This is a genomic window from Asticcacaulis sp. (genome assembly GCF_020217185.1).
Classification (GTDB): Bacteria; Pseudomonadota; Alphaproteobacteria; order Caulobacterales; family Caulobacteraceae; genus Asticcacaulis.
This window is the reverse complement of sequence record NZ_JAIWNX010000063.1, coordinates 1-10,000: the sequence shown is the minus strand read 5'-3', so window position 1 is coordinate 10,000 and position 10,000 is coordinate 1. Positions and strand designations below refer to the sequence as shown.

The window sequence follows — 10,000 nt, the reverse complement described above, 5'->3', positions numbered from 1 at the left end:
GCCATAGCGACGGGTCACCGTGCTGAACAGCTCCGCCGAGGCGTACATCTTGCGCCCGAACTCGGTTTCGGCAATCGGATTGGCCTTATTGCCCCAGAAGTCGCGGCTGGCCTGCGCCACAGCACGCCAGGGACCGGCGGAATAATAGGCCATCTCATGCAGCAGGTACAGCATCGCAAAAAACTCGTGTCGTCTGTCGTGAGGACAAGGCTAACATAAGGATGCTGCCAATAGGTTACGAGTCTTCTCTTCGCATCTGCGAAACAAAAAGCCGTGAAGGTGGCGAATGTCGCCCCTTGGGCCGGGTTTGCGACGATGCTATCGTTACGTAAACAGGGAGACACAGCGGATGGACAGCGCACCCAACCCCAAGGTGGATGCCTTCATGCAGCGGGCCGAGCGCTGGCGTGCTGAGTTTGAAGCCTTGCGCGCTATCCTGCGTCAGGCCCCGTTAGACGAAGACCTGAAATGGGGGCAGCCCTGCTACACGCTGGGCAAGGCCAATGTGGTGCTGATGCACGGCTTCAAGGACTATTGCGCCCTGCTGTTTATGAAGGGCGCGCTGATGCCCGATCCGCAGGGTCTTTTGATCCAGCAGACCGAAAATGTGCAGTCGGCGCGTCAGATTCGCTTTACCGATGTCGATCAGATCACGGATAAGGCCGCCACGCTGAAGGCCTATGTCGAAGCCGCGATTGCCGTCGAACAAGCCGGGTTGAAGGTCGATTTCAAAAAGACCGACGCCTTTGCGATGCCCGATGAGTTTCGCGCGCGTCTTGAAGGTGACGCGGCCCTGAAAGAAGCGTTCGAGCGCCTGACACCGGGGCGTCAGCGCGCCTACCTGCTGCACTTTTCCTCAGCCAAACAGTCGAAAACGCGGGACGCACGTATCGAAAAGTGCCTCCCGCAGATCATGGACGGGCTGGGTCTGGACGACTAGAAACGCCTCAGTACGCCTTCATCGCCTGCTTGATGTCGCTGGCGGCCTTGTCGATGGGCATACCGTGCGCCAGAGGCACGGTAAATTCGCCACGCGGATTCATCAGATAGACCACCGAGGTATGGCTCATCGTGTAATCCTTGCCTTCACCCTCCTTTTTGTAGGTGGCGCGATAGGCGCGGGCGGCAGCCGCGATCTGTTCCGGCGTGCCGGTCAGGCCGATAACCCCTTTGGGGAAGCCGCCGGAGTCCAGATAGGCCTTCATCACTTCGGGGGTGTCGCGTTCCGGATCGACCGTGATGAAGACGAATTGCAGGTTTTCGCCGTCCTTACCCAGCTTTTTGCGCGTCTGATCCAGCGATTGCAGGGTCAGCGGGCAGATATCGGGGCAGTAGGTGAAGCCAAAAAACACCGCGGTCCATTTGCCCTTCAAAATCGCTTCCGTCTGCGGCTTGCCGTACTGATCCGTCAGGGCGAACGGCCCCCCGATGCTGTAGGCCGAGTCGATCGTGCGGCTCGCCACCGGCTTTTGCCCCAGCATCGAACTCCACATGGCGACCGCCAGCGCGCCGAGGCCGATCACCAATACCGCAATGATTGTCAGACGTGTGCGATTCATCCTATGCCTATCCTTAGTCTCAGATGCGCAAATGTGTCACATGGTCATGCGGCACGAAGGCGCATAAAGGGGCCATACCCGCAAGTTCTATAGGCGAACCCGCAACGTGCGCCAACGGATTATCAGCTTCCTGTCTTCCTTCACCGCGCCCCCGGCTGCGGCAAAAGATCGCACGCCCTTTTCCTGGGCCGACTTTTCGCCCGTGCCCCTGTCGCACGGAGCCGATGGCCTGAGGCTGCGCACGCTGGTCGGTCTGCGCTGGCTGGCCATATTGGGCCAGAGCGTAATGATCGCCGTGGTGTCGCTGGGTTTTGGTCATGAACTGAACCTGTGGCCCTGTCTGGCCATGATCGCCGCCAGCCTGTGGCTCAATCTGCTTCTGATGTTCAATGACCGGCGGCAGCGTCTCGACGATTGGGACGCCGCCCTGCAACTGAGCTTTGACTGCGTGCAACTGGCGGCCCTGCTGGCCGTGACAGGCGGGCTCGACAACCCCTTCTGCCTGATGCTGATTGCGCCGGCGACCGTGGCGGCGGCCAACCTGCCGACGCGCTACGGCTTCGGCGTGGTAGCGGTGGCCGTGCTGGCCACCTGCGCCATGGCCTTCTGGTCGCTGCCCCTGCCGTGGCCCGAAGGACAAGCGTTTCACCTGCCGCAAATCTATCGTCTGGGCTTTCTGGCCGCCATCATCATCGGCATCGTCTTCACGGCGGGCTATACGTGGCAGGCGGCGCTGGAGTCGAAGCGCATGGCGCAGGCCCTGGCGGCGACGCAGGCGGTTCTGGAAAAGGAACACCGCCTGTCGGCACTGGGCGGACTGGCAGCGGCGGCGGCGCATGAGCTGGGCACACCCTTGGGGACCATACAGGTGGTAGCGCGCGAAATGCTGCGCAGCCTGACGCCCGGCACAGCGCTTTATGAAGACGCCGAACTGCTGGTCTCGCAAAGTCAGCGCTGTCGCGACATCCTCAAAAACCTTGCTCGTCGCCCGGAAACCCGCGATCAGGTGCACGATCAGTTGCCATTACGCGTGTTTTTCGAAGAGGCGGTGCAGCCGTTTCGCAACGAAGGCAAGGCCATCCATATCGAAATCTGTATGGAGGAGGTGCCCGATGGCGAAGACCCCGGACAATATGTGTCGATCAAGCGCCGCCCGGAATGGCTGCACGCGCTGGGGGCCTTCGTCGAAAACGCCGTCGATTTTGCGCGCAGCGCTGTCTGGGTCCGCGTGCGTATCCGCAAGGCCTATGTCACCCTGTCGATCGAAGACGACGGTCCCGGCTTTGCGCCGGACATCCTGTCGCGCGTCGGTGACCCCTATATTTCGACGCGCGGCCACGACTCCCGGCCGGAGACGTCTATGCACGGTGGCATGGGTCTGGGCTTCTTTATCGCCAAGACCCTGCTGGAACATACGGGGGCCAGCGTCACCTACGGCAATCGCGAGACCGGCGGCGCCTATGTGCGCGCCCTGTGGCGGCGCGAGCAGATAGACGTGATCGTATCCCGAGATTTTGGCGGTGACATCGCACCGCTATCCAGAGATTAACCCCCAAAGAATGCCCCCCAGAATAACCCGTAGAATAAGGAGCTTGTTATGGATGATGTGAAAACCGCCATCGAGCAGAAGATCGCCGCCCTGACCGACCGCACCCTGCTGCTGCTGGACGACGATGCGCCGTTTCGTCAGCGTCTGGCCCGCGCCCTGGAGTCGCGCGGCTTCATCGTCACGGCGGTCGAAAGCGTGGCCGAAGCCTTGAAAGTCATCGAGGCCAGCCCGCCGGCTTTTGGCGTGATGGATATGCGCCTTGAAGACGGCAATGGCCTTAAGGCCGTTGAGGCCCTGCACGCCAAGCGCCCCGATGCCCGCGCCATCATGCTGACCGGCTACGGCAATATCGCCACGGCGGTCGCCGCAGTGAAGTCGGGCGCGGTGGATTATCTGTCGAAACCCGCTGATGCCGATGACGTCGTTAAGGCGCTGCTGGCGGTCGAAGACCACGCCCCGGCCCCGCCCGAAAACCCCATGTCGGCCGACCGCGTGCGCTGGGAGCATATTCAGCGCGTCTATGCCCTGTGCAATCAGAATGTCTCGGAAACCGCTCGCCGACTGAACATGCACCGGCGGACGTTGCAGCGCATTCTGGCCAAGAAGGCACCGAAGTAGGCGAGGCGCTCTGAGGGGCTGCCAATAACGATCGGCCTGCGATACGCTGCTCACGTACTTAAGAGCGATGTGCGGAAAAGTGTAAGCGGTTTTCCGCAAAAACATCGTGATAAAACAAAAATTTAGAGCGGGATCATGCTTCCATTTAAAATCATCCCGCTCTGGTACGCTGCGCTGCGTGTCTCGCCGCCTCATACCGCCTCGCGGTAAAACTTACTCATCGGCAATGATGATATCTGGGTTTTCCGGCAGGACGAATTCGAACAGGCCCATGTCCAGCGCCTTTTGCGGGCGATAGGCCATCAGCGGCGCATGGGCCAGGGCCTGCACCTCTTCCGAGGTCAGCGGCACATCCAGCGCCTTTTTACGCACAGCGCGCGCCTGAAGGTGCGGGGTAATGGCGGATGAGGGTTTGGGCGCAGGGCGCACAGTCCCGATCTTCCAGTAGCTGACGCACAGCTTCCATTGCGCCACGGGAGCCGCTTCGGGCTTGGGCCAGCGGCGGCCATCGCGCATCTGCGGCTCAACCCGGCGCGGCTTCTGAACCCGTTCAAAGGTGCAGATCAGGGTCGCAAACGGTTCGCTCAGCAGGGTTTCATACTGCGCCCGCGCCGCCTCCTCGCTCGGAAAGCCCGGATCGAGCGTTTCGCGCACAAAGGTCACGTCCTTGCCGCAGGCTTCCTTCGCCGCGCGTTCGCGCTCAGCCGCCACAAGCCCGCCCCCACCCCAGTTGAGGACGACGTCGAGCGCGTTGTGCGCGATGGGATAGGCTATAGCGGGCATGGCCCTATCCTATAGGTTTGTGCCCCTTAACAAAAGCCTGACCGGAACAAAAAGAATACACAGTGAGGGGATTATATGTGTATTTGACAGCGTTATTATAATTTGGTATTTGCCAAAATAACAAATTAAGAGGCATCCATGTCCGAAGTCTACAAATCCCTGAGCGACCCGACGCGGCGGCAAATCCTTGGAATGCTGCGCGAACGCGAGATGAGCGCCGGCGAGATTGCCGAGCGGGTCAGCGTGTCCAAACCCACCCTGTCGGGGCATCTGGCAACGTTAAAAGCCGCGGGACTGGTCGATGTGACGCGGCAAGGCACGACCCTGATCTACCGTCTCAACCTGTCGGTACTCGAAGAGGCAGTGATGTCGCTGATGAGCGCCTTTCGCATCGGTCAGGACGCCCCGGCACCTCTGCCGCGCGCCACGGAGGACAAGGCATGACCACAGAATCAAAATGGCCGGTTTCCAAACTGTTCAGCCTGCTGATGATCGCGGTCACCACGGGCCTGAGCCTGTGGGCGCGACCGCAGATTCCGGAGGGTCCAGTGGGCACACACTTCGACCTTTCAGGCACCGCTATTGGCTTTATGCCGCGGGATCAGGCGCTGATGGTTATGCCGTTGACACTGGCCGCCATTACGCTGCTGCTGTGGGTCCTGCCCTATATGCAGCCCAAAACGGGCAAGCTGGAACGCTCGGCTTCGGTCTATGCCGTAAGCTGGATCGGCACTGTCGCCCTTCTGGCGTTCGGGCATCTGTTTATCGTCGGCCATGCGCTTGGATGGGCCTTGTCCGTGCAGCCCCTGCTGCTGGGACCGGGCCTGCTGTTTGTCCTGATCGGCAATTTCATGCCCAAGGCGCAGCGTAACTATCTGGTGGGGGTGCGCACACCGTGGACCCTTTCAGACGAGCGGGTGTGGCACAAGACGCATCGACTGGCCGGACCGGTGATGATGCTGGCGGGCGTGATCATGCTGGGCGCGGCGCTGATGATGCCAACGGCTTATCTGCACTGGGTCTTTCTGAGCGCCGGGATCGGGTCGGCCCTGATTGTGGTCGTCGCCTCCTATATCTACGCGCGGGCGCTAAAACTTACTTGACTCCGAGTTACCATATTCATTTGGGAGGCGAATCGCTTTGCATTAGTATGGGCCTTTCAGTGATTCGATCCGGGCCGCCGTATGACCGTTGCCACCATTGCCTTTGCCGCCGCTGCTGGCGCGACTGCGCTGGCCTTTTCGACCACGGTTCTGGCCTGGCGTCTTAAGGCACGCCTGACAAAGCTCAGCGAAGGCTACAAATCCCGCCTTGACGTACAGCACACGGTGCTGGGCGAACTGGACGCCGCCACGCTGGCCTTTGATGAGGCCTTTGTCGCCATCGAAGGCGAGACGGTGCGCCTCGTCTGGGGCGATGAAACGCTGAAAACCATCGCCGACGCCTTCCGCATCCCCTTTTCCGAAGAGGTCGCGCCGCGCGTCATTGAAGGACTGGCCGGGTCATCCAAGGAAGCCGCCGAGGCCCTGAAACGCCTGATCGCCGAAGGCCGCCCCTGCCGCTTTGAAGTGTTTACCGAAGCCCCGCGCAGCCTGATGGGGGCCAAGACCGCCGGGTTGACCCTGCTGGTCGAAGGGCGGGCCACAGGCGCGACGGCGTGGGTGCGTCTGGCGATTGCCAGCGAGCATACCTCCCTGTCGTCCGGTCCCTTTGCCCGCATGGCCGACCTGATCCCCGCGCCGTGCTGGGTGGTGCGCGACGGGCAACTGGTGTGGGCCAATGCCGCCTGGTTGAAAGCCGTCGATGCGGAAAATGTCGAGCAGGCGCGCGCCGAACAACTGGGGCTAGACCGCTCTGCCGAGGCGCTGGTGGTCGAAGCCGCCGAGCAGCACATGCGCCGCGAAGGTTTCCGCTGGCTGACCATCCACGGCCAGCGCCGCGCTTTTCAGGTGGTGGCCGAGCCTCTGGGCGACGCCTATGTCTGCGCTTATGCCCTTGACGTCACCGAATCCGAAGAGAGCCGTGAGGCGCTCAAACGCCATGCTAAGGCGCATGACGACACGCTGGATCACCTCGAAGACGCCGTGGCCATTTTCGGCCCGGAAAAGCGCCTGACCTTCCATAACCGCGCCTTTGAAACCCTGTGGGATCTGGAGCCGGCGTGGCTGGCCGAGCGTCCGACGCACGGCGAATTGCTCGACCGCCTGCGTCAAAAGCGCAAACTGCCCGAAACCTCGGACTTCGTGACGTGGAAGGCGCAGGAGCTGGAATTTTACGGTCTGAGCGAGGCCGCACCAGACGAGATGTGGTCGCTGCCCAATGGCCGGTCGCTGCGCGTTGTGCGTCAGCCGCACCCGCTGGGCGGGCTGTTGCTGCTGTTCTCGGACAAGACCGGGGAGTTGACGCTCAAGGCGCAGTTCAATTCGCTGATACAGGTGCAGCGCGCCACGCTGGATCAACTGACCGATGCTGTGTCGGTGTTTGGCTCGGATGGTCGTCTGCGTCTGCGCAATGCGGCGTTTGATGCCTTCTGGAACCTGTCGCCCGACGAACTGGCGCTCAATTCCGACTTCGGGCAGTTGACGGCCCTGTGTCTGCCGCTGGTGCATGATCGCGGCTTCTGGGCCGAACTGAAAGCGCGCGTCACCGATATCGACCCGCTGGCCCGCGCGCCGCAGTTGGGTGAAGTACGCACCTCCGACGGGCGTCTGGCGCAGTGGCGGACCCAGCCCCTGCCCGACGGGGCGACTCTGGTGGCGTTCAGCGACATCACCGACCGCCGCGCGCTGGAAGAAGCCATCGAACAACGCGACGTGGCCCTGACCGAGTCGGTGCGTCTGAAGCGCGATTTCGTCGCCAACGTCTCCTATGAACTGCGCACGCCCCTGACCACGATTGTGGGCTATGCCGACCTGCTGCAACGGCAGGCCAATGCGGCCGAGGCTGACCCCGCCGAAATCCGCCGCCGGGGCTTCCTCAATGCCATTCAGGCCGCGTCGCAGGAACTGGCGCGCTCCATCGACGACGTACTCGACATGGCGCAGATCGACGCCGGTGAAATGTCGCTGTCGCCGTCGGATTTCAACCTGTCGCGCACCGTGGCCGCCGCTCTGGGCCGTCAGGCCGACACGCTGAGCGCCAAGGGCATCCGCTTCGACTATGTGGGGCTCGACACCCGCGCCCTGATCCGCGCCGATCAGCAGCGTCTGGGGCAGGTGCTGGATCATCTGCTGGACTACGCCCTGCGCAACGCCGCACAGGAAGGGCAGATCACCATCCGCAGCCGCAAGGAAGGCGACACCCTGACGCTGGAGATCGGCTATACGGGCCGCGGCATCCCCTACCACACGCAGGCGCACATCTTTGACCGCTTCGTCGGGCGCGAGCGCGGCGGGCCGGGTCTGGGGCTGGCCCTGGTCAAGGCGCTGGTCGAACTGCACGACGGCTGGATCACACTGGAATCCGAGCCACAAAGTGGCGCCACCTTTGCCTTGCACCTGCCGCATCAGATGGGCGTCGGTTTTGAGAGTAATGAGGCGAAGGCACCGGTGATGCAAACGCCGGCACCTGCGCCTGAGATTGCCCCGGTGGCTGCGGTCACGCCCGCCCCCCTGCCTGAAACCCCTGCGGCCCCGGTCGTCACCGCAGCCGAAGCCGAGCCGGAAAAAGCGCCGGAAACCCCAGCCGAAGAACCCAATCCTCTGGGCCTGACGGCTGAGACCCTGGCGCAGGCCCGGCGCATTCTGGGCATGGCGTGACTATAAAGGTTTCTCCCCTGATTTCAGGGGAGAAGCTGAAATTACTCCCCCTCGGCCCGGTTGCCGTACCAGTTGATATTGCGCGTCAGCACCATCACGGCGGCGATGACGAGGAAGGCCGAGCAGGCACCCACCAGCAGCGCATAGTCTTCCATGCGCATCAGCACGTAGATCAGGGCATAGAGCGCGCTAAACACGGCAAAGGCTGCCATAAAACGCCAGCGGGAATGGAAGATCAGCCCCGCATAGCCGGCGATCAGCGTCACGGTTGCCCCGGCCGCCACCACAAAGGCCGCGTCAAAGCCGATGCGTTCGGCAAAAGACAACAGCAGCAGGTAGAAGGTGATCTGCGCCAGCCCAACCAGAATATACTGCGCCGGGTGCAGTTCCTTCTTCGAGGTGCTTTCAAACAGGAAGTAGGTCAGGAAGACGAGACCCACGAACAGCAGGGCGTATTTCAGCGAGCGGCCGACGCTCTGATACGGGTTGGTCGGCTCGACAAAGGTTACGGACAGTTCCGATTTGCCGAGCGTCATCATCTGGCTCTGATCGATGACCGCGGGCAGGCCCCGTGCGATAAACGGCACCGACCATTGGGCGCTGAAACCACCCTTGCGCGCCGCCTCATCGGTTTGCCGCGTTGCGGGCAGGAAGCCACCGCCAAAGGAGGGGTATTTCCAGTCGCCGGTAATGGTGGCTTCGGACGACTTGCCGTAGGCGAGGATGCCCAGCTTGCGCGTGCCGGTGAAGGTCATACCCACCTTGATGTTCAGTGGAGCGGTCGTATCGGTCAGCGACAGCGGAGCGGCAAACAGGTCGAAATCGGTGCCGTCGGGGCTGAACCCCGTGACGCCGGGTCCGGAGGGGGCCAGCATGACCGATGCGCCGTTGATCTGCGCCACGATGTCCTTGCGTGCGCCGCGGGAATCCGTGGCCCCGGTGACCAGTTGCGCCTTATCCCACATCAGCACTGCGCCGGGCCGGGAAGCCTGCACGTCTTTCAGGTCGAAAGCCGCGTCGAAGCTCAGGTCCGCCGTATAGACCGGTACACGGAAGATGGAGCGCGAACGCACATCGCTTTTGGTGGCGGCGCTGGCCTTCCCCGTTTGCGGAAAGACGATCAGATTTCCGCTTTCCTGCGCCAGCACGACGCGATTGCCCTTTTCATCGGTAGAGGTGCGCGTTGGGATGACATAGGGAATCTGGATCACCGGGCCGAGAAAGACCTGTTCGCCACCCATCTGGTCGCCGATTTCGCGCGCCACGCCTTCGGCGCGATTGGTGCGCTCCATCAACAGCGCAAACACCAGCAGGGCCGGAATGGCCATCAGCACCGCGAGCGCGCAGACCACAAGGAATTTTGTGCCTTTGGATCGGCCCTTCTGCGGCCTAGGGGTCGGGGTGGGAAAGTCGTCCATGAATCCGCTCCGTTAATTTGAACAATGTTCATATCTGCGCAGATTACGGCGTTTTTCAGGCAGCGTCTTTCTGAACGTGATAAACGGCGCGCATCAGGTCCGATGCGCTGATGATACCACACAGCCGCCGGGTGTCATCCAGCACCAGCAGGTGGTGCAGGCCCGTATCGGCAAACAGGGGCACCAGAGTGGCGACGTCCGCCCCGTGGTCGGCGGTCTTGAAATCGCCGGACATCAGTTGCCCGGCCACCTCCGGCTTTGAGGAATAGGGCGACGGGGTGCGTTTGACGAGGGCTTTGAGATTTTCACGCATGT

The 10,000-nt window shown here is 62.1% G+C and carries 10 protein-coding genes; 6 read left to right on the top strand and 4 right to left on the bottom strand.

Features of this window, described 5'->3' with window-relative positions; translation table 11 throughout:
- Positions 1–349: 349 nt before the first annotated feature.
- Positions 350–940, top strand: coding sequence for a DUF1801 domain-containing protein (locus tag LDL37_RS03040; RefSeq protein WP_290794143.1), 591 nt, complete (start codon positions 350–352; stop codon positions 938–940).
- Positions 941–947: 7 nt separating this feature from the next.
- Here LDL37_RS03040 and LDL37_RS03035 read toward each other — a convergent pair whose 3' ends face one another.
- A complete protein-coding gene (locus LDL37_RS03035) occupies positions 948–1,559 on the bottom strand; it encodes an SCO family protein (RefSeq protein ID WP_290794140.1) in 612 nt (203 codons plus the stop codon).
- A 106-nt stretch (positions 1,560–1,665) separates the two neighbouring features.
- On the opposite strand from LDL37_RS03035, the gene LDL37_RS03030 reads away from it, so the two are divergent.
- Both LDL37_RS03030 and LDL37_RS03025 read left to right on the top strand, forming a co-directional pair.
- Complete coding sequence (locus LDL37_RS03030; protein WP_290794137.1) at positions 1,666–3,108, top strand: ActS/PrrB/RegB family redox-sensitive histidine kinase; 1,443 nt, start codon at positions 1,666–1,668, stop codon at positions 3,106–3,108.
- Between the two features lie 48 nt (positions 3,109–3,156).
- The gene (locus tag LDL37_RS03025; RefSeq protein WP_290794134.1) at positions 3,157–3,726 is read left to right on the top strand and encodes an ActR/PrrA/RegA family redox response regulator transcription factor; all 570 of its coding nucleotides are present in this window, start codon (positions 3,157–3,159) and stop codon (positions 3,724–3,726) included.
- Positions 3,727–3,939: 213 nt separating this feature from the next.
- Here the strand turns inward: LDL37_RS03025 and LDL37_RS03020 are convergent, their stop codons facing one another.
- Positions 3,940–4,509: a hypothetical protein gene (locus LDL37_RS03020; RefSeq protein WP_290794131.1), complete on the bottom strand. Its 570-nt coding sequence runs from the start codon at positions 4,507–4,509 to the stop codon at positions 3,940–3,942.
- Between the two features lie 138 nt (positions 4,510–4,647).
- Here LDL37_RS03020 and LDL37_RS03015 point away from each other — a divergent pair, with 138 nt between their 5' ends.
- From LDL37_RS03015 to LDL37_RS03005, 3 genes are all read left to right on the top strand, one after another.
- A complete protein-coding gene (locus LDL37_RS03015) occupies positions 4,648–4,953 on the top strand; it encodes an autorepressor SdpR family transcription factor (protein WP_290794128.1) in 306 nt (101 codons plus the stop codon).
- Positions 4,950–5,612 (top strand): SdpI family protein, encoded by a 663-nt coding sequence (locus LDL37_RS03010; RefSeq protein WP_290794125.1) that lies wholly within the window; start codon positions 4,950–4,952, stop codon positions 5,610–5,612. The genes LDL37_RS03015 and LDL37_RS03010 overlap by 4 nt, the downstream gene beginning before the upstream one ends.
- Before the next feature lie 81 nt (positions 5,613–5,693).
- Complete coding sequence (locus LDL37_RS03005) at positions 5,694–8,267, top strand: ATP-binding protein (RefSeq protein WP_290794122.1); 2,574 nt, start codon at positions 5,694–5,696, stop codon at positions 8,265–8,267.
- 41 nt (positions 8,268–8,308) lie between these two features.
- On the opposite strand, the gene creD is transcribed toward LDL37_RS03005, so the two are convergent.
- Together creD and LDL37_RS02995 are read right to left on the bottom strand one after the other, a co-directional pair.
- Positions 8,309–9,685: a cell envelope integrity protein CreD gene (gene creD / locus LDL37_RS03000; RefSeq protein WP_290794119.1), complete on the bottom strand. Its 1,377-nt coding sequence runs from the start codon at positions 9,683–9,685 to the stop codon at positions 8,309–8,311.
- A 55-nt stretch (positions 9,686–9,740) separates the two neighbouring features.
- Positions 9,741–10,000 (bottom strand): CBS domain-containing protein (locus LDL37_RS02995; protein ID WP_290794116.1); only part of this gene is annotated, 260 nt, incomplete at its 5' end.